Genomic DNA, 19,464 nt, shown 5'->3' with positions numbered 1-19,464 from the left:
GTGCGGCCCGGTCTGCTGCGCGCACGCCTGCGAATCGCCGACGGTCTCCGTACATGCAATGTAGACGCACCGGCCGGCCCGGTCCTGAGTTCAGGCTGAAACGTTCTGAATTCGCCGGCGGCGCGCGCCGTTACGATTCGCGCGGCGGCAACTCGGCCTCGCCCGCTTCGAACCCGAACGCGTGCACTTCGGACCACGCGTCGTGTACGACGTGCGTCGGCCCCGAGGTATGGGCGAGCGCGGCGGCATAGGCGGCCAGCAGGCGCACGCGCGCATTCTCGCGCGCACGTGTCTCGTCCATGTTCCGCATTGCATCGAGCGCCGCGCGCGCCCGTTCGCGACATTCGTCCACCAGCGACAGGTCGAACAGGCATGGGACCGCGACAGCCGCCAGCGCGACGCCGACGTCCGCATCGCCATTCGGCGAAAATGCCCAGTCGAGCGCCGCGCGCAGATTGCCGAGTTCGCGGCGGATCACGTCGAGACGCGATTCGGCCCGCGGCCCGTCGTCGTCGCCGCCGCCGCCGGGCGCACGCCTGAACAACGTATGGAAGTAGTTCGCATGCGCGCGTGCCGCGGCCGCGCATTCGCCGTTGTTCTCGAGCTGCTGCAGCGCATAGGCGCGCGTCGTGGTCAGCAGCCGGTAGCGCGGTGCGCCGTGCGCGCTCTCGAGGCTCAGCAGCGACTTCGAGACGAGGCCGGCGATCGTGTCGAGCAGGTCCGCATCGGCCAACCCCTTCGTTCCGACGATATCCCGCACCGCGTCGATCGAGAAGCTGTCGCGGAACACGCCGAGCCACCGCAACAGCAGGCGCTCCGCGTCCCCGAGCAAGCGGTAGCTCCAGTCGTACATCGCCTGCAGCGTCTGATGACGCGGCAAGGCCGTGCGAAAACCGCCGGTCAGCAACCTGAAATGATCGTCGAGATGCGCGGCCAGCACATCGATGCCGAGCACGGCCGCGCGGGCTGCTGCCAGTTCGATGGCGAGCGGAAGACCGTCGAGACGGCGGCACACCGACGCCATCAGCGCCACGCTGCGTTCGTCGAGCGGAAAGCGGGGATCGGCGGCACGCGCGCGCGCCGAGAACAGTTGCACCGCGCTGGCGCTCAGGGTCTGAGCATCGTCGGCGCCTTCGCCGGGGACATCGAGCGGCGGAATCGGACACAGCCGCTCGCCCTGGATACGCAGCGCCTCGCGGCTGGTCGCGAGGACGCGCAATCCGGCGTCGGATTCGGTCAGTGCGGTCGCGATCTGCGCGGCGGCGTCGAGCAGATGCTCGCAATTGTCGAGCACCAGCAACATCCGGCGGTTCGCCACGCTCGCCAGCACCGCTTCGAGCGTCAGCGATCCGGTCGGCTCCACGATGCCGAACGCACCCGCCAGTGCGTCGGGCACGAATCGCGGACTCGCCACCGTGGCCAGCGACACGAACGCGGCGCCATCCGGAAAGCGCGCCTCGGCCCGCATCGCCGCTTCGAGCGCGACCCGCGTCTTGCCGATGCCGCCCGCACCGACCAGCGTCACGACGCGCGCGGTGTCGAGCGCCGCAAGGACGTCGGCGACGGTCTGCTCGCGGCCGACGAGCGCGGTCGGCGCGGCCGTCAGCCGCGACGTTGCGGGAGGTGCGGGCGCCGCGCCTTCGGCGTGGCCGCCAACCAGCCGATAGCCGCGCCCCGGCACCGTGACGATCAGGTTCCGGTCGTCGGCGAGCGCCTTGCGCAACGCGGCGATATGCACCTGCAGGTTGTTTTCCTCCACGATCGTGTGCGGCCACACGCGCTGCATGATTTCGTCTTTCGATACAAGTGCGCCGTTCGCACGAATCAGGAGTTCGAGAATTTCGAATGCGCGACTGCCGATACGCAGCAGCTTGCCGTTCGAGCGAATTTCACGTCTGTCGAGAAAAACGTGAAGTGTTCCAATCCGGATCATGGGAATTTTTAATCGATTGCATTCATCGATGCCCTGTCAGAAATGACACCGGTCTGACGGCAATGCTACGGCATTTGTCCGGTCAAATGATTCAAATTATCAGAACTCAAACAGCAAATTTTTTGAATAGATGAATGCCGCGATCGCCACGACGACGTGCCCCGCCCCAACTGGCAAGGCACGACGCACCACGGCAACCTGCATTTTCAATGCGTGAAATAGCCGTTTACTCATGAACCTGTTTCGTAGGATAAAACGGCCGATTGACCGAACTTGATTTCGTAGTCTCGTGAATTGAGATGGCGGTTCGGATGGCTCCCGAGAAAAAAGCCGGTAACAACGACGTGCAAGGCGCGGCGAAACCGATTCCAGCCGTGACGGCCGGTCGGATTTTCCGTTCAGAACGATTCAGGCGCCGCTCAGGACATTCAGCGGCGCGACGCGCGACGATGGTTCCACGGCGCCAGCGTCGAGCGACTGCCGTCACGCCGCGAGGAACACGACCATGGGCAACCGTATCGCCGGCATCCGGATTCCCGACGGCCCGATCGCACGGGAGGCCGCCGCGGCCGTGCGCGCCGGCGGGCCGGAACTCCTGTTCCGGCACGCGATGCGCGTGTTCGCGTTCGCGTCGATCATCGGGCTGCGTCGCGGCATCGCATTCGACGCCGAGCTGCTGTACGTCGCGGCGCTGTTCCATGACTTCGGACTGACGGAGCGCTACCGGCATTCGCGCCGGCGCTTCGAGATCGACGGCGCGAATGCCGCGCATGCATTCCTCGGCGGATACGGCGTCGCTGCCGACGACGCGGCTGAGGTGTGGCGTGCAATCGCGCTGCACACGACCTTTGGCATTCACCCGTACATGACGCCGTTGACGGCGCTGCTCGGCGCGGGCATCGAGACGGATCTCTTTGCACGCCATTTCGACGAAGTAAGCCGGTCCGAACGTGACGAGATCCTCAACGCGTGGCCACGCGGCCCGTGTTTCAAGGAACTGTTCCTCGAGGCGCTCGCCGCGGGCACCGCGCATCGCCCCGCGACTGCGTTCGGCAACGTCTGCGCCGACGTGCTCGAGCGGTGCGACCCGGACTATCGCCGGACGAATTTCTGCGGCCTGGTGCTCGGGTCGAAATGGACGGAGTGAGCCGGTCGGCCAGGCTCGCTCCGCCACGTCACGGCAGCAACCGCCGTCGAGTCATGCGCGGGCGAACGCCAGCAGCTCGTCGTTCAATCGTTGCGCGTGCGTCAGATACAACGCATGCGGCCCGCCCTCGTAGACGCTCAGCGTCGCGTGCGGCACGCGCTTCGCCGCGGCGGCGCCCGTGAGCGCGAACGGCACCGTCTGGTCGTCGTCGCCGTGAATCACGAGCGTCGGCACGTCGAACTTGTCGAGATCCGCCCTGAAATCGGTTTCGGAAAACGCGCCGACGCAATCGAGCGTGCCCTTCAAGCCGCCCTGCAGCGCCATGAAGGACGTCCAGTCGAGCGCGGCGCGCGAGATCGTCGAAGCGGCCCGGTTCGAACCGGTGAACAGCGGCCAGAATTGCTCGAAGAATGCCGCGCGGTCGGCCATGATGCCCGCGCGGATACCGTCGAACACGGCCACGTCGACACCGTCCGGATGGTCGTCGCGCCGCGCGACCAGCGGCGTCACCGATCCGATCAGGACGGCCTTCGCGATGTGTCGCGTGCCGTGCCGGCCGATGTAGCGGGCCACTTCGCCGCCGCCCATCGAAAAGCCGACGAGCGTCACGTCGCGCAGCCCGAGCGTCTCGATCAGCGTCGCGAGGTCGTCGGCCAGCGTATCGTAGTCGTAGCCCGTCCACGGCTGGCCGGACCGGCCGAAGCCGCGCCGGTCGTAGGCGATGCAGCGAAAGCCGTTCGACGCGAGATGATGCATCTGGACGTCCCACATGTCCGCATTCAACGGCCAGCCGTGAATGAACACGACCGGTCGCCCTGCTCCCCAGTCCTTGTAGTGAATCGAAACGCCGTCGCGTGTCGTGAACGTGCTCATGCGGATTTCTTCCTCAGCGGTGAAAAAGTGGCGGCCGTCAGCCAGGGCCGACGGACGGATCATGAACGGGACAGCCTGGCGATGAACCGCTCCAGTTCGGACGCGAGGATCACCTCCCGGTAGTTCGCGGGGCGCTTCGCGCCGCGCCACTGCGGCTTGTAGATCGCATCGCCCGTGTGAATCGTGATGCCGGTCAGCGCGCAGCGCCCGAGGGCGCGAGACTTTGCGCTGATCCAGCGCTGCTCGTCGTAGCGGCAGCGCGTCGGGTCGCTCCACGAGATCAACACCGACGAATCGGTCTGCCGCTCGGCGGCGACGATCGCGCACCGGCGGCGCGCGCCGCCGCTCGACGCAGGCGGCGCGTCGTCACGATGGCGACGGCGCGCGGGGTCCGGGTCGCGAAGATGCGACGGCGCGCACCGACTCGCGGCCGGCGACGGGTCGAGCAGCGTCATCACGTGCTCCCAGCGATTGAATTCGTCCATGGCGGCGTACCCAGGCAAGTGGCGAGCGGTCCGGATGTTGCACACCCGCCCGCGTCGCGATCGCCATCCGCCGACGCGGACCGGCACCGACCCGCGACGGGATGACCTGATGCTGACGATAGCGAGCCGCCGCTGAAGAGTCTTTATTCCGGGCTTAAATTTTCTGGCCGGTGCGTTTGCGCGGCATGCGCCGCGACCGGCTTCATGAAAATTCAGCCCGATTTCAGTACATGGCGCATGACCGCGGGATAGGCTCCTGTCGACGTTCGTTCGCTGCCTTCGCGCGCCTGCCGGCCCGCGACCGCGAACGCACGCCGGCTGCCGGCGCGATTGCCGCATGCGGGCAGATCCGAACCATCCATCCAACGCGGCATCGTTCCACCGCACGTTCAAGGAGTTCCCATGCGTCCAGCAGACATCGACGCCGTTCCCTCGGCGCGTCGCCGAGACATGCTGCTTGCCGGCGCGACCGCCGTTGCAGCCGCCGCGCTGCCGGCCGCCGCGGCCGCCGCCCCCAAACACACCGCTTCCGTCCATCAAGGAGCCCATGCGATGAACACGATCACCACCAAAGACGGTACGCAGATTTACTTCAAGGACTGGGGCAGCGGCCGCCCGGTCGTCTTCTCGCACGGCTGGCCGCTGTGCGCCGACGCGTGGGACTCGCAGATGCTGTTCCTCGTGCAGCACGGCTACCGCGTGATCGCGCACGATCGCCGCGGTCACGGCCGCTCGAGCCAGCCGTCGCAAGGCAACGACATGGACACGTATGCCGACGATCTCGCGGCGCTGATGAATGCGCTCGACCTGCGCGAAGCCACGCTCGTCGGCCACTCCACCGGCGGCGGCGAAGTCGCGCACTACATCGGGCGCCACGGCACGAAGCGTGTGTCGAAGGCCGTGCTGATCGGCGCCGTGCCGCCGCAGATGGTGAAATCGGCGTCCAATCCCGGCGGCCTGCCGATGGACGTGTTCGACGGAATCCGCAAGAACGTCGCCGAGAACCGTTCGCAGTTCTACAAGGATCTCGCCGTGCCGTTCTTCGGCTTCAATCGTCCGAATGCCAAGGTGTCGCAGGGCACGATCGACGCGTTCTGGGCGCAGGGCATGATGGGCGGCATCCATGGCCAGTATCTGTGCGTCAAGGAATTCTCCGAGGTCGACTACACCGACGACCTGAAGAAGATCGACGTCCCGACGCTGATCCTGCACGGCGACGACGACCAGATCGTGCCGATCGACGATTCGGCTCGCCTGTCCGCGAAGATCGTGAAGCACGCGGAGCTCAAGGTCATCCCCGGCGGCTCGCACGGGATGTGCGTCGTCGACGCAGACCGGATCAATGCCGAACTGCTCGCGTTTCTGAAAGCGTAAGCGCACGCGTCACCGTACGGCGCGCCCGGCCGCCACGCCGGCGCGTCGTTTGGCACGTTTCAGGATTTTTCAGGTCGTCACGATTCCGTTGCGGCGTGCACGATCGCCAGGATCGTCGATGCGGGATATCCGCCGATCCGGCGTCGGGCGCTTACGGCGCACGCGCCGGCCTGAGCAGCATGCCGATCAGCGCCCCCGCGACCGCGAACGTCATCGCGACACGGAAATTGTCTGCGAGTGCGAGCGTCGTCGCCTGGACGCGGACGGCCCGATCGAGCAACACATAGGCCGCCTGGTCGCCGGTCGCGAAGGTCGCGCCGTGCGACACGAGCGCCGCCGCGCCGGCTCGCAAGCGCTCCAGCGTTTGCGGATCCGACAGCGTGACATGCAGACCGACGAGATTCGAATGGGTAGCCTCCATGATGCGCTGGATCACCGCGATCGACGTCGTGCCGAGTTGCCCGCTCAGCAGGCGCGTCGTCTGCACGACGGCGCCGAACGTCAGCGCGTGCTCGGCCGTCACGTGCTTGCCGAAGAAGAACACGACCGACGTGAGCGCCATCGTCTGACCCAATGCCTGAAGCAGTTGCGACGGGATGAAGTCGGGTTCGGCCCAGACGGGCGTGAGTTGCGCGCCGAGCGCGAACGCGACCGCCACCATCGCAAAGCCGGCCACGATCAGCCGGCGCGGATCGACGCGTTGCAGCAGCCACGCCACGCACGGCGCGAACAGCAGTTGCGGCATCGCGATCCAGCGCAGCGTGTCGCCGATCTGCAGCGGGCGCAGCCCGTAGGTACTCGCGAGAAACGCCGACGGAATGAAGCTCGTGTTGAGCACGGTAAAGCGCACGAGGCCGACGAGCAGGATCAGCAACGCGACGTTGGGCAGCGCGAGGTAGCCGAGATCGAGCCCGGCCCGTCGCGATGCCAGTTCGTGGATCAGGAACGCGGCCACCATCACGATGCCGATGCACAGCAGCGCGACGATCAGCGGCGACTGGAACCAGAACAGCCGCTCGCCCTGATCGAGCGCGACGCACAGGCACGCGAACCCGCCGGCGCCGAGCAGCATGCCGCGCGCGTCGATGCCGGACGCGAGGCGCTTGATCGGCTCGGTGGACAGCGACAGCATCAGGCAGACGATGAACGGCACGGTCAGCAGCGCGTTCTGCCAGAACAGCCAGCGCCAGCTCAGGTGTTCGCTGTACCACCCTTCGAGCGTCGCCGAGAGGTTGAGCGACATCTCGAGGTTCATCGCATACGCGGCGATGCCGAACGGAATCAGCCGTGGCGGCAGCGTGCGGACGACGAACCCGACGGTCAGCGGCACGAACACGCCGGACGCGAAACCGGCCACGCTCTGGAACACGATGAACGTGCCGAAATTCGTGCACAGCGGCAGCACGCTTTCGACGACCAGGAATACCGCGGCACCCGCCAGCAGCACCCGACGCGTGCCGAACACGAAGGCCGCCGCGATCGCGAGCGGCCCGACGAACATCTGCGATGCGATGAACGCGGTGTTGATCCACGCGCCCTCGTCGAAACCGACGCCGAGCGCGCCGCGCACGTCGGCGAGCCCGAGCGACGTGATGCGCGACGTCAAGGTCGAAATGATCGCGCCGAGCAGCACCGCCGCGATCGCGGCGATCGAACGAAACGTCGGTATGTCGGAGGCCGGCGCTGCGGCCGGCGCCGGTGTCGTGCCACCGGGGGCGAACGTGGTGTTCATCGTCGAGCGGCTCCCGCACAAAAGGCTCGCGCAAGCATAGCGCGATGTGACGAATCCCGTCTGTTCCATGGAGTATCCCGATCGTGACCACGAACTCGCCGGACGTGCCGCCCACCTCCCCCGCGCGCTCGCGCAAGTGGCCGGTCGTATTGATCGCCGGATGCGCGCTGCTGCTCGTCGCGCTGCTGGTCTATGAATTCGACGCGCATGACCGCGGCACCGACGACGCGTACGTGACAAGCCACCTGCACGTGATCTCGCCGCGCGTGGCCGGCACGGTCGAGCGCGTGCTGGTGGACGACAACCGGTTCGTGCATGCGGGCGACCCGCTCGTGCGGCTCGATCCGCGCGATTTCGACGTGCGCGTCGCGCTGCAGCGCGCCCGCGTCGCACAAGCGCACTCCGATGCGAGCCGCGCGAAGGCGCTGGTCGAGCAAGCCGACGCGGCGCTCGTGTCGGCACGCGCGGACGCCGAGAAGGCCGAGCTCGACTACGCACGGGCACGCGAACTGACCCGCGAAACCCCGCGCGGATTGTCGCAGCAGGAATTCGATGCCGCGAACTCGGCGCGCAAGTCCGCCCGCGCGCGCATCGACGCGGCCGAAGCGCAGCAGCGCAGCGCGCAGGCCGCGCGGCAGGCCGCCGATGCCGTGTCGACCCAGAACGACGCCGAGTTGCGCGATGCGGAGCTGCAGCGTCAGTACACGACCGTCGTGGCGCCGTCGGACGGCTACGTCGGCAAGAAGACGGTCGAGACCGGCGAGCATGTCGCACCCGGTCAGGCGCTGCTCACGGTCGTCGAACCGCACCCGTGGGTGGTTGCGAACTTCCGCGAAACCCAGCTTCGGCATGTGCGCACCGGCGACGTCGTGCAGTTGCGCTTCGACGCGCTGCCGGACCGGACCTTCAGCGGACACGTCGACAGCCTGTCGCCCGCGACGGGCGGGCAATTCTCGCTGTTGCCGCCCGACAACGCGACCGGCAACTTCACGAAGGTCACGCAGCGGGTGCCCGTCAAGATCCTGCTGGACGGCCCGGCCTCGACCGAGCCGCGTATTCGGCCCGGCCTGTCGGTCATCGTCTCGCTGCAACGCAGCCGCACGCAGCCATGACCCGCCTCGCCGCCCTGCTCGCCGCCGGCCTGCTGAGCGCGTGCACGATCGCGCCGCAGCCGCTCGCTCCCGTCGCGGTCGGCTCCGACCGGTTCCGCCATGCTGATGCGCCTGGCGACCCCGCACCGTCGCTCGTCGAATGGCCCGCATCGTTCGGCGATCCGCCACTCGTCGCGCTCGTCGATGCCGCGCTCGCCGGCAATCAGGACATCCGCGCCGCCGCGGCGCGCGTCGACCAGGCGCAGGCGCTGCTCGGTGTGCGCGAAGCCGCACTGGCGCCAACCGTCGGCGTCGATCCGTCGTTCAGCCGCTCGCGCGTATCCGGCACGGTCGACAACGCATTGCCGAAACGCACGATGCACAACTGGTCGGTGCCGTTCAACGCCAGCTATGAAGTCGATCTGTGGGGGCGCCTGCGTGGCGATGCGGAGATCGGCAGGCAGAACGTGCTGCAGGCCGACGCGGATCGTGCAGCCGTTCGACTACGCGTCGCGACGGATGTCGCGAGCGACTACCTGACGCTCCATTTCGTCGAGCAGGATCTCGCGACGCTCGCCCGCGCGATCGAGCTGCGACGCACCGCGCTCGACGTGATCGCCGCGCGCGTGCGGGCCGGCGCGGCAAGCGATCTCGACGCGCTGCGTGCGGCGGCCGATCTCGATACGGCTCGCGCCGATTTCGCGGACAGCCGGCGGCTGCGCGAAAACCTCGTCGATGCGCTCGCCGTGCTGACCGGTGTCTCGCCGACCGCCTTCGCGGTCGCGCCGACCGCGTCCGCCATGCGCGTGCCGGAAGTGCCGCCCGGTCTGCCGTCCGCGCTGCTCGCGCAACGCCCGGACGTCTATGCGGCGGCGCGCCGCGTCGACGCGGCGTCGCTCGAAATCGGCGTCGCCCGCACCGCGTGGCTTCCGACCTTGACGCTGACCGCCCAGGGCGGATTCGCCAGCCGCGACCTCCACACGTTTCTCGACCGCAACAGTTCCCTGTGGGGCCTCGGCGCGAGCGTGGCCGAAACGGTGTTCGACGGCGGCAAGCGCGAGGCCGCGGTGGCCGCCGCGACGGCCGGCGCGGCACTCGCCGACGCGAACTATCGCGCGACCGCGCTGAGCGCGTTGCGCGAGGTCCAGGATGCGCTCAACGACATCACCGCGCAGAAGGAGCGGATCGTGCGCTACGACAGCGCGGCCCGCGCCACCGAAGCAGCGGCGCGGTTGTCGCTGAACCGTTACGGGCACGGCTACGTCAGTTATCTCGAGGTCATCGACGCGGACCGGGACGCACTGACCGCGCAACGCCAGCTGATTCATAGCCGCCAGGCACTCGCTATCGCGACGGTCGATCTCGTGCGCGCCCTGGGCGGCGGATGGGCGCCGCCTGCAGCGAAACCGGCGAACATCGCGAATCGCGAAGACCGGTTCTGAAAGAACATCAACGCGCCCGCTGCCTCGGTTCAAACGGCCTCACGTATTTTCATATCGTTCTTAAGCTTACCTAACGTTTTTTGCGTTGCCTGGGGCCGGCGTGCCGCATAAATTGGTCATGTCCGAATCCACCAAAGCGAGACGTGTCATGGATCGCCTGAAAACGCTCGAGATACTCAAGACGGTTGCCGAACAAGGCAGCTTCACGAAAGCCGCCGAAGCCCATCGGCTCGGCGTTCCCTGCATCAGCCGCGCGATCCGGTGCCTGGAAACGTCGCTCGGCGTGCTGCTGTTTCACCGCACGACGCGCAAGGTGACGCTGACGCGCGTCGGCGAGGACGTGCTCGAGCAGGCGCGCGCGCTGCTGGAGCAATACGAGCACTTTTCGGATTGCTGTCACGCCAATGCCAGCGAGATGGAAGGCGACATCTCGATCGAGGTGTCGAACCTGTTCGGCGTCGATCGCCTGGTGCCGGCCCTGGCCGATTTCAATCGGCAGCATCCGCTCGTGCGAATCCGGGTCGACTGGGTCGATCACCCGAGCGCGGCCCTGAGCGGCGAAACGGATCTCTCGATCGTCACCGAACGCACGTCGAGCCTGACGTGCATCGAGCGGCGCCTTGGGCGCATCCCGATGGGCCTTTACGCGAGCCCGCGGTATCGCGCAGCAGGTGGGGCAACCGACTCGCCACAGGCGCTCGAACGCATGGATGCGCGCGGCGGCAAACCGGGTAGCGGCTCGGTATGGCCGCTGCGGCACCGGCGTACCGGCGCGAGCGCCGAGATACGGCTGGCCGGCGCGATCCGCTCGAACTGCCTCGATGCGCTGATTCTCGCGACAGCCCGCGGCACCGGCTTCGCGGTGCTTCCGGAGCATCTCGCGCGGCCGCTCGAGCGCGACGGCGCACTCGTTCGCCTGCTGCCCGACTGGCAGGTCGGTGACCTCGACGCATCGCTGCTCTATCACTCGCGCCGGAACCTGCCCGCGCGCATCAGAACGCTCGCCGAACATCTCGTCGCGGCGTTCGACGACAACCCCGATGCCCGGCCGGCAGCGCGACACGACGCGCGCGCCGTCACGCACACCGCGGATGCCGACAGCGAAGTGGCCGCATGAATGCCGTCGTCCGCATCGTCCCGGCCGGGCGCACCGCGTCGAAGCCGGCGCCGTTGCGTCGAACGATCGGCCGTCCCGCTCAGTCGCGCGCGCCGGCCGGGCCCACGCCCAGCGCCTCGGCTTGCCGCACGAGATCCGGCAGCGTGCGGACCTGCATCTTCTTCATGACCTGGGCCCGATGCACCTTCACCGTGATTTCCTGCAGCCCGAGATTCGCTGCGATCTGCTTGTTCATCAGGCCAGCGACCACCAGGCTCATCACTTCTCGTTCGCGTGGCGTCAACGACGCATAGGCCGCGCGCACCGCGTCCAGCGCACGGTCGCGCGCGAGGCGCTCGCCATCGCGGGCCAGTGCGTGACCGACGGCATCGAGCATCGCATCGTCGTCGAACGGCTTCGTCAGGAAGTCGAGCGCGCCGCCTTTCATCGCCTTGACCGTCGTGGCCACGTCGCCGTAACCGGTCATGAACAGGATCGGCACGTTCAGGCCCGCTCGCACCGCTTCCTCCTGAAGGGCCAGCCCGCTCTCGTCGGCGAGACGCACGTCGAGGATCAGGCAACTCGGCACGGCAGGCCGCTCGAACGCAAGAAACGCCCGCGAAGACGCAAACGTCTCGACGCGCCATCCCGCCGAACGCAACAGCGAGCTCAACGCGCGCCGCAGCGTTTCGTCGTCGTCGACCACATAGACGATCGGGGCGGAGTCGCCCCCGCCCCGGTTGCCGATCGACGTCATATCCGGCGTGCTCGCCATTGCATTCCCTGTGTAGGCATCCGCTTCATTATCGAATGATAAACTAAGAAAAGGCCGACCGGAACCGCCGCGCCGCCTGCGGCGCGGCCGGTCGACGGGCCACCGCTCACGCAGGCGGCGCGCCGGATGCGATGTGATCGATCAGGTTGAGCATATCGTCCGATGGAAACGGCTTGCGCAAGAACGCGACCGCGCCTTGCGCAAGCGCGCGACGGACCGACTCGTCGTCGCCGTGCGCCGACATGAAGATGACCGGAAGCGTCGCCTTGCGCTGGACCAGCAGACGCTGGACGTCGAGACCGCTCATCCCCTTCATCTTCAGATCGACCAGCACGCAAGCCGCGTCGTCCAGCGGGCCGGCCGCGAGGAATTCCTCGCCCGACGCGAACGGCAATGCGGTATGGCCAGCCGATTTCAGCAGGCTGGCAAGACTCTTACGGACCGACGCATCGTCATCGATGATGCAAACAATGGCCATGAAATGAGAACCTGAAAATTTTGTCAATCCAGAACATCGCCATGCAGCTTACGCCGCGTCGGACGGCGTTACCGCTGCGCGCCACGCGCGCACAACCCGTGTGTCACGCCCACGACCGTGCCGCCAGCAGCGGTTGCACGGACGTCGCCTGCGCCGGCGGCAGCGTCTCCGCGCGCGCCTCGCCGACGAAGGACGCACACCGGGCATGCAGGCGGCCGGCTTCGCCCGACTCCGCCAGCTTCTCGAGCGCATACGCACGCACGACCTCGAGCAGCGAATAATGCTTCGAGAGTCCGACCGAATGGACGACCAGCAGCGATTTCGATGCAAGGCTGACCAGGCAGTCGAGCACGCGGGCAGCACCCAGTTCGTCGCACGCGGCCAGCGCGCACGCCGCATCGAGCCGGAACGCATCCGGAAATACCGCGAGGCGGCACAGCACGGTGCGCTCCGCATCGTCGAGCAGCCGATAGCTCCATTCGATGGTGGCCCTGAGGTTCTGCTGGCGCGGATGCGCCGTGCGCAGACCGCCGGACAACGACAGGACAGACTTGTCGAGATCGGCTGCCAGCCCCTGGATCCCGAGCAACGCGACGCGGGCCGCGCCGAGCTCGAGCGCGAGCGGCAGGCCGCTCAGGCGGCGGCAGATGGTCGCGATCGCGTCCAGCGTCTTCGCATCCGCGGGGATGTCGGTGCCCATCGCGCGCGCCCGGGCCAGAAACATGCGCACCGCACCGCACGCGACGATCTCGCCGTCGTTCGCGCCGGCCGGCGGCACGGGCAGCGGCCCGACGCGATAAACGCGCTCGCCGGCGACACGCAGCGGTTCGCGGCTGGTCACGACGAGTATCGTGCCGGCATTCGCCTCCGCGATCGCTTCACAGAGGTCCGCCAGTTCGTCGACATGCTGCTCGGCGTTATCGAGCACCAGCATGACGCGCTGCGCGGCGATCGCGCGCACGACGTCGGCCGGCCCGGCGGCCGGGCCGAGCGGCAGGTCGAGCGCGTCCAGCACCGCGGACTCCAGCGTCGCGCCGCCCTGCCAGCCGGCAAGATCGATCCGGACCATCTCGATGCCGCGCACCGCCGACCAGGCCGTCGCCACCTCCAGCGCGAGATGCGTCTTGCCGACGCCGCCGGGGCCGACCAGCGTCACGAGCGCCTCCCGCTCGAGCAGCGCGTGCAGTTCGGCCGCTTCCTGCTCGCGGCCGATCAGCGGACATTTGCGCGGGGCGGTGCCCGCGCGGGCGCCGCGCGCCGGCTCGACCCGGTCCGGCTGACGGTCCGCATAAGCCAGGTCGGCCGGCGGCGCGAGCCGATAGCCGCGGCCCGATTCGGTTCGTATCCACCCGTGCTTGCCGCCGAACAGCTTGCGCAGCGTCGAGACGTGCACCTGGATGTTGTTCTCGACCACGATCGTGTTCGGCCACACCGCTTGCATGATCTCGTCCTTCGACACGAGCCTGCCGGCCGCCTTCACCAGCAGCTCGAGAATCTCGAATGCCCGGGCGCCGATATACCGGGGCTGCCCGTCGACGCAGACTTCGCGGCACTCAAGGGAAACCGTCACCCGCCCGAACGTGTACATGATCCGCACTCGCTTATGCTGCTCCGCACCTTGCGCCGCCTCGCGAGGCGACACCCCCTGTTCGGCCCGCCGGACACGCATCGATGCGTGTCGGGAGGCTTGAACCTATCGTATGGCGTGGCAGGCGCGCCGGCCATTATCTATAGGTTTAGTCGGGTACCGGCCGGCTCGGTCGTCGGGAATGGTGCGCGGGGGGGGCCTGCAGAGTTCGTCGGGCTGATGGACAATGCACGGGCCGCCGCCCGAACGTGCGCAATCCAGCCCGGCCGATTTCGTATGACGCGCCGGTTACACCCTGCTCCACCGAACCTGCCCCTACCGTGAACCAACCCTTGCGCGCCCCGGACGACACGAAGCGAATGGATGCCGACTGGCTGGCGCGCGCCCGCCTGTCGAATGCCGTCCGATCGGGCGACGTGCTGTGGTTCGACCTGACCGACGCAGGAACGGGGCAGGTGTGGTCCGCGTGCCAGACCGGGTGGGAATCCGACCAGCGCTGCCGGCAATTCGAGCACGAATACGCATTGAACGAAGCGCTGGAGCCGGCGTGGGCGCTCATGCCGGTTGCGCTGATCCGCGCCGCGGACGGCCCGGTGCTCGTCTATCCCCGCCCGGACGTGCGCGGCTTCGACACGCTGGCGGACGGGCGGCTGCCGCTCGACGTCTTTCTCGACGCGGCGATCCAGGCCGCGCGCACGCTCGGGGAGCTTCATCGGCGCGGCTGGCTGCATGGCGATCTGCAACCGGCCAGTTTCGTCATCGCACCGGACGGCACGGTGATGCTCCGCTCGTTCGCCCATGCGTGGGACCGTCGGACGGAACGCGCCGTGGCGAGTACGATGCGCACCGATTTCGCGGCCTACGCGGCGCCCGAAGTCTCCGACAGCTCATGCGTCGACGAGCGTTCCGACCTGTATGCGTTCGGTATCACGCTGTTCCGCCTGCTGACGGGCGCGATGCCTTACAAGGCCACGTCGACGTCCGAATGGGTCCACGCGCATGTCGCCATGCAGCCGGCGACGGCCACGACCTTTCGTGACGACCTGCCTGCCGTCCTGAGCGACCTGATCCTGAAACTGATCGCCAAGGAGCCCGCCGATCGCTACCCGTCCTGCGAAACGGTGCAGCACGATCTCGAACGTATCCTGCGTGACTGGCTGGCCGCAGGCCGCGTCGAGCCGTTCGCGCTCGGCGGCAGCGATCCGCTCGCCGGCTTGCGCGCGCCCGATCAGCTGGTCGGCCGCGAAGCCGAATCCCGCCAGCTCGAGGCGGTGCTGGCGGCCGTATCGCGAACCGGCGAAACGGCCATCGTCCTGATCGACGGGCCGGCCGGCGTCGGCAAGACCGCACTGGCGGAGGACTTCATGCGCCATGCGCGAGCGGCGTTGCGCACGGCCTGGTGCACGTCGGCGAAGGTCGACCAATTCCAGCCCGCACGGCCGTACGCGCCCGTGCTGCAGGCATTGCGCGCGCTGTTCGGCAGCGCGCTGGCCAGGCCCGACGACGAAATCGCGGCGATCGCCGCGCGGCTGCGCGAATGTGTGGGGCGTCAGGCCAGCCTGCTGTCCGGCATGTTCCCGGAGATTGCGTGGCTGCTCGATGTCGAGCCCGTCGCGTTCGACCATACCGATGCGATTCCGGAATTTCATCTGTGCCAGATCGTCGTGAATGCCTTCCGTGCGTTCGCGGCGCCGGCCGAACCGCTGGTCATGGCGCTGGACGACATCCAGTGGGCAGACGACGCGACGCTCGCGTTTCTTGCGTCGATCGCGGTCGATCCGCCGGCCAATTTCTGCATCGTGGCCGGTTATCGAAGCGGACCACAACACGATCACACACCGGCGTTCCGCCGCTTCCTGCAACAGCTCGACCCCGTCCGCCTGTCGGCCTTGACGCTGGCGCCGCTCGACGCACCCGACGTCACGCACATGCTGGCCGGCATGCTCGGGGAGGCGCCGGCCCGGCTGTCGGAGCTCGGCGACATCGTTCACCGCAGGACGGGCGGCAATCCGTTCCACATCCAGCACCTGCTGCGCACGCTGATCGACGAGCAGCTCCTCGGCTACGACCCGATGCGGCAAACGTGGCAGTGGCGTGCGTCGGACATCGACGCGCACCACCCGACCGAGAACGTCGTGAGCCTGCTCGCGATCCGGATGCAGCGGTTGCCGCCTGAATCGAGAACGCTGCTGTCGCTGCTGGCCTATATCGGCACCGACGCCGACGACGCGCTGTTGTGCGCCGCAGCCGGCAAGACGTGGGCCGAACTCCGTTTCTGGCTGGACCCCGCGCGCCAGGCGGGGCTCGTGTCGCTCTCCGGCAACCGCTGGCGCTTCGTTCACGACCGCATCCTCGAAGCCGTCCACGCGCTTGCCGGGCGCGCGGAGCGCGCGCAGTCCCACGCCCGGATCGCCGCCGCGATGCTCGGCCGCGCGAACGCGCGGTCGACCGAATCCCTGCTGGAACTCGCCACCCAGATCGAGCAGGCGAAAACCGCGCCGCTCGACGGCGTGCTCGCGCTCGCTTTCGCGGATGCCCTGGTCGCCGCCGCCGAGGCGGCGGCCCCGGCCGCCGCGCGCGATCGCGCGCTGTCGTTTCTCGCGTCCGCGCAAGCGCTGCTCGGTCCTCATGCGTGGTCGCAGCACTACGGTCTCGCGAGCCGGATCGGCATCCTGCGCAGCGGCCTGCTGCTCGCGATCGGCGAAACCGCGCAGGCATCCGACGCGATCGACGAGCTCATGGCGCGTACGCGCACGCCGGCCGATCGTGCCGAGGCGCACCGGCTGAAGGCCGCGCAGCTCACGGTGGAGTCGCGCTACCGGCAGGCCGTCGACGTCGCGCTGGCCGGGCTGGCGCTGCTCGGCGTGGAACTGCCGGCCGAGCCGGCCGAAGCCGATCTCGCGGCAGCCTGCGACGCCGTGCGGGAAGCCCTCGACGGCCGCGCCATCCGCGACCTCGTCGACCTGCCCGTGATGACCGATACGCGCGTCGAAGCCACGATGGCGCTGCTGACCGCACTCGAAGCCGCGATGTTCTATCCGAGCGGCGGGCTGATGTTGCTGCATTTCGCGACGATGGTCCGGCTGACCCTGCGCCACGGCATCACCGCCGCGTCGGTGCAGGGGCTTGCGTGGTACGGCGTCAGCATCGCCGGGCATCACGACGCGTATGAAGACGGCTTCGAATTCGCGAAGGTCGCGCTCGCACTGGTGAATCGCCACGGCTTCGAGCGCTACCGCTCCGCGACGCTGATCGCGCTCGACCAGGTGAGCGTCTGGACTCAACCGCTGTCGTACGCGCTCGACCGCGCGCGCGATGCGAAAGCGGCGGGCAATGCGAGCGCCGAGCTGCGCTGGATGTGCTACAGCTGCAACCATATCGTCAGCGATCTGCTCTCGATGGGCGAAGCACTGCCGGCGATCCGCGACGAGATCGATCCGCTGCTGCAGATCGCACGCGGCGCGCGTTACGACGACATCGTCGATCTCGTGTCCACCCAGTCCGAATTCATCGACGCGCTGCAGCTCGGCTACCATCGGCCGATCGGCACCTGGCGTGCCCGGGCGTCGACGAAGACGCCGATGTCGGTCCTGCAATTCTGGACCGACGTGCTCGCCGGCCAGGCGGCCTTCATTTTCGGCGACGCGGACGCGGCGCGTGCGTCGCTCGAGGCAGCCGCTTCGAGCGCGTGGTCGACGCCCGCGCACATCATGCTGTCCGACTTCCACCTGTTCGGCGTATTGGCCGGCATCGCGAGCGACCGCGGCGCCACGCCGCCCGAGCGGCTGCTCGAACGCCATGCGCCGCAACGCGCCCGCTTCGCCGCGTGGAGCGAACGCAATCCGGCGACGTTCCGCAACAAGCTCGCGCTGATCGATGCCGAATTCGCGCGCGTGCGCGGCGACCATATCGTCGCGATGCAGCAGTACGAGGCGTCGGCCAGCCTCGCGGCGGAACACGGTTTCGTGCACGAACAGGCGCTCGCGCACGAACTGGCCGCGCATCACGCCACGTCGCTCGGGCTCGCCGGTCCCGCGCGCCACCAATTGCGGCTCGCCCACGCGTGCTACCGGCGCTGGGGCGCGACCGGCAAAGCGCAGGCGATGGAAGCGCAGCATCCGTTCCTCGTGATGGACCCGTCGCCGGGCGGCCCTGCCCTGCCCGCGCGCGAAGATCTCGATTTCGCGCTCGCGATGCGCGCGGCCCATTCGCTATCCGAAGAAATCGTGCTGGAGCGCCTGATCCAGACACTGATGCGCAACATGATCGTGTACGCCGGCGCACGCTATGGCCTGCTGCTGCTCGCCCGGCACGACCGGCTGACGATCGAGGCGACCGCGCGCGTCGTCGGCAGCGACGTGATCGTCGATATTGCCCGCGGCGAACCGACCGAGCAGGATGTCCCGCTGTCGATCCTGAACACCGTCGCCCGGACCCGCAAGCCGGTCGTGCTCGCGAACGCGCAGCGCGAAGGCATGCCCGACCACGCCGACAGCCTGCGCGCGCATCCGACGCGCTCGCTGTTCTGCCTGCCGCTGTTGAAGCAGGGTGCGCTGATCGGCGTGCTGTATCTCGAGAATGCGTTGACCAACGGCGTGTTTTCGCCGCGGCGCATCGCGATGCTGGAAGTGCTCGCGCCGCAAGCGGCCAATGCGCTCGAATCCGCCCGGCTCTATGCGGAACTGATCGACGAGAACGCGCGCCGGCTCGAGACCGAGGCCGCGCTGCGGCATGCACGAACGGAGCTCGCACGCACCGCGCACATGACGGTGATGGGCGAGCTGGCCGCATCGATCGCGCACGAGATCAATCAGCCGCTGACGAGCATCGTGTCGAGCGTCGGCGCGTGCATGCGCTGGCTGCGCGGCACGCAGCCCGATCTCGGCGAAGCGCTCGCGAGCCTCGAGGACATTCGTGCATCCGGCGTGCGGGCGGCCGACATCGTCCGCGCGTTGCGATCGCTCGCGCGCCAGGCACCGCCCGCGCTGGCGCCGCTCGCGATCGACGACCTGATTCGCGACATGCTGCACCTCACCGCGACCGAAATCGACGCGAAGCAGGTCGCGCTGTGCGTCGACCTGCATTGCAACGGCATCCGCGTGATGGCCGATCGCACCCAGATCCAGCAGGTGATCCTGAACCTGGTCACCAACGCGCTCGACGCGATGGACGGACTGGCCACAACGTGCGAACTCGAGATCGCGTCGCACGTCGGCGACGGTTACGCGGTCGTCTCCGTCGCCGACCGCGGCGCCGGTATCGATGCCGAGATCGCGAACCGGATCTTCGATCCGTTCTTCACGACGAAATCGCACGGCATGGGGATGGGCCTCGCGATCTGCCGATCGATCGTCGAAGCGCATGGCGGCACGCTCGAAGCCGCGCCGCGCGACGGGAACGGCACCGTACTGACGTTCCGGCTGCCGGTTTCAACGACGCGATGACGACGG

14 protein-coding genes are annotated in these 19,464 nt (G+C 68.2%); 6 read left to right on the top strand and 8 right to left on the bottom strand.

Going from position 1 to position 19,464, the window contains the following annotated elements:
- Window positions 1-130: 130 nt before the first annotated feature.
- Together LGM71_RS25455 and LGM71_RS33215 are read right to left on the bottom strand one after the other, a co-directional pair.
- Window positions 131-1,933, bottom strand: coding sequence for a winged helix-turn-helix domain-containing protein (locus LGM71_RS25455; RefSeq protein WP_226117163.1), 1,803 nt, complete (start codon window positions 1,931-1,933; stop codon window positions 131-133).
- 99 nt (window positions 1,934-2,032) lie between these two features.
- Window positions 2,033-2,167 (bottom strand): hypothetical protein, encoded by a 135-nt coding sequence (locus LGM71_RS33215; protein WP_260436532.1) that lies wholly within the window; start codon window positions 2,165-2,167, stop codon window positions 2,033-2,035.
- 271 nt (window positions 2,168-2,438) lie between these two features.
- Here LGM71_RS33215 and LGM71_RS25450 point away from each other — a divergent pair, with 271 nt between their 5' ends.
- Entirely contained in the window at window positions 2,439-3,080 is a 642-nt protein-coding gene (locus LGM71_RS25450; protein ID WP_226117161.1) for an HD domain-containing protein, read from the top strand.
- Between the two features lie 51 nt (window positions 3,081-3,131).
- On the opposite strand, the gene LGM71_RS25445 is transcribed toward LGM71_RS25450, so the two are convergent.
- Together LGM71_RS25445 and LGM71_RS25440 are read right to left on the bottom strand one after the other, a co-directional pair.
- A complete protein-coding gene (locus LGM71_RS25445; RefSeq protein WP_226117158.1) occupies window positions 3,132-3,953 on the bottom strand; it encodes an alpha/beta fold hydrolase in 822 nt (273 codons plus the stop codon).
- A 59-nt stretch (window positions 3,954-4,012) separates the two neighbouring features.
- A complete protein-coding gene (locus LGM71_RS25440) occupies window positions 4,013-4,438 on the bottom strand; it encodes a DUF3331 domain-containing protein (RefSeq protein WP_059606170.1) in 426 nt (141 codons plus the stop codon).
- Between the two features lie 552 nt (window positions 4,439-4,990).
- Here LGM71_RS25440 and LGM71_RS25435 point away from each other — a divergent pair.
- Window positions 4,991-5,812, top strand: a complete 822-nt coding sequence (locus LGM71_RS25435; RefSeq protein WP_226117157.1) for an alpha/beta fold hydrolase — start codon at window positions 4,991-4,993, stop codon at window positions 5,810-5,812.
- Window positions 5,813-5,963: 151 nt separating this feature from the next.
- On the opposite strand, the gene LGM71_RS25430 is transcribed toward LGM71_RS25435, so the two are convergent.
- On the bottom strand, window positions 5,964-7,544 hold the full coding sequence (locus LGM71_RS25430; protein ID WP_226117156.1) for an MFS transporter: 1,581 nt from the start codon (window positions 7,542-7,544) through the stop codon (window positions 5,964-5,966).
- An 83-nt stretch (window positions 7,545-7,627) separates the two neighbouring features.
- Between LGM71_RS25430 and LGM71_RS25425 the strand changes: the two genes are divergently transcribed.
- From LGM71_RS25425 to LGM71_RS25415, 3 genes are all read left to right on the top strand, one after another.
- On the top strand, window positions 7,628-8,656 hold the full coding sequence (locus LGM71_RS25425; protein WP_226117155.1) for an HlyD family secretion protein: 1,029 nt from the start codon (window positions 7,628-7,630) through the stop codon (window positions 8,654-8,656).
- Window positions 8,653-10,077: an efflux transporter outer membrane subunit gene (locus LGM71_RS25420; protein WP_226117154.1), complete on the top strand. Its 1,425-nt coding sequence runs from the start codon at window positions 8,653-8,655 to the stop codon at window positions 10,075-10,077. Before LGM71_RS25425 ends, LGM71_RS25420 begins: the two co-directional genes overlap by 4 nt.
- A 148-nt stretch (window positions 10,078-10,225) precedes the next feature.
- Window positions 10,226-11,194, top strand: coding sequence for a LysR family transcriptional regulator (locus LGM71_RS25415; protein ID WP_226117153.1), 969 nt, complete (start codon window positions 10,226-10,228; stop codon window positions 11,192-11,194).
- 79 nt (window positions 11,195-11,273) lie between these two features.
- On the opposite strand, the gene LGM71_RS25410 is transcribed toward LGM71_RS25415, so the two are convergent.
- The 3 genes from LGM71_RS25410 to LGM71_RS25400 form a co-directional block, all read right to left on the bottom strand.
- Entirely contained in the window at window positions 11,274-11,948 is a 675-nt protein-coding gene (locus LGM71_RS25410) for a response regulator transcription factor (protein ID WP_124627256.1), read from the bottom strand.
- Window positions 11,949-12,054: 106 nt separating this feature from the next.
- Window positions 12,055-12,426, bottom strand: coding sequence for a response regulator transcription factor (locus LGM71_RS25405; RefSeq protein WP_059606148.1), 372 nt, complete (start codon window positions 12,424-12,426; stop codon window positions 12,055-12,057).
- 103 nt (window positions 12,427-12,529) lie between these two features.
- A complete protein-coding gene (locus tag LGM71_RS25400) occupies window positions 12,530-14,014 on the bottom strand; it encodes a winged helix-turn-helix domain-containing protein (RefSeq protein WP_185715869.1) in 1,485 nt (494 codons plus the stop codon).
- 359 nt (window positions 14,015-14,373) lie between these two features.
- Between LGM71_RS25400 and LGM71_RS25395 the strand changes: the two genes are divergently transcribed.
- The gene (locus LGM71_RS25395) at window positions 14,374-19,458 is read left to right on the top strand and encodes an AAA family ATPase (protein ID WP_226117151.1); all 5,085 of its coding nucleotides are present in this window, start codon (window positions 14,374-14,376) and stop codon (window positions 19,456-19,458) included.
- The last annotated feature ends 6 nt before the right edge of the window (window positions 19,459-19,464 follow it).

The sequence above is a fragment of the Burkholderia sp. AU33545 genome (assembly GCF_020419685.1).
Taxonomy (GTDB): Bacteria; Pseudomonadota; Gammaproteobacteria; order Burkholderiales; family Burkholderiaceae; genus Burkholderia; species Burkholderia diffusa.
Note: the sequence above shows the minus strand (reverse complement) of the source record. Positions and strands in the feature narration are given on the sequence as shown.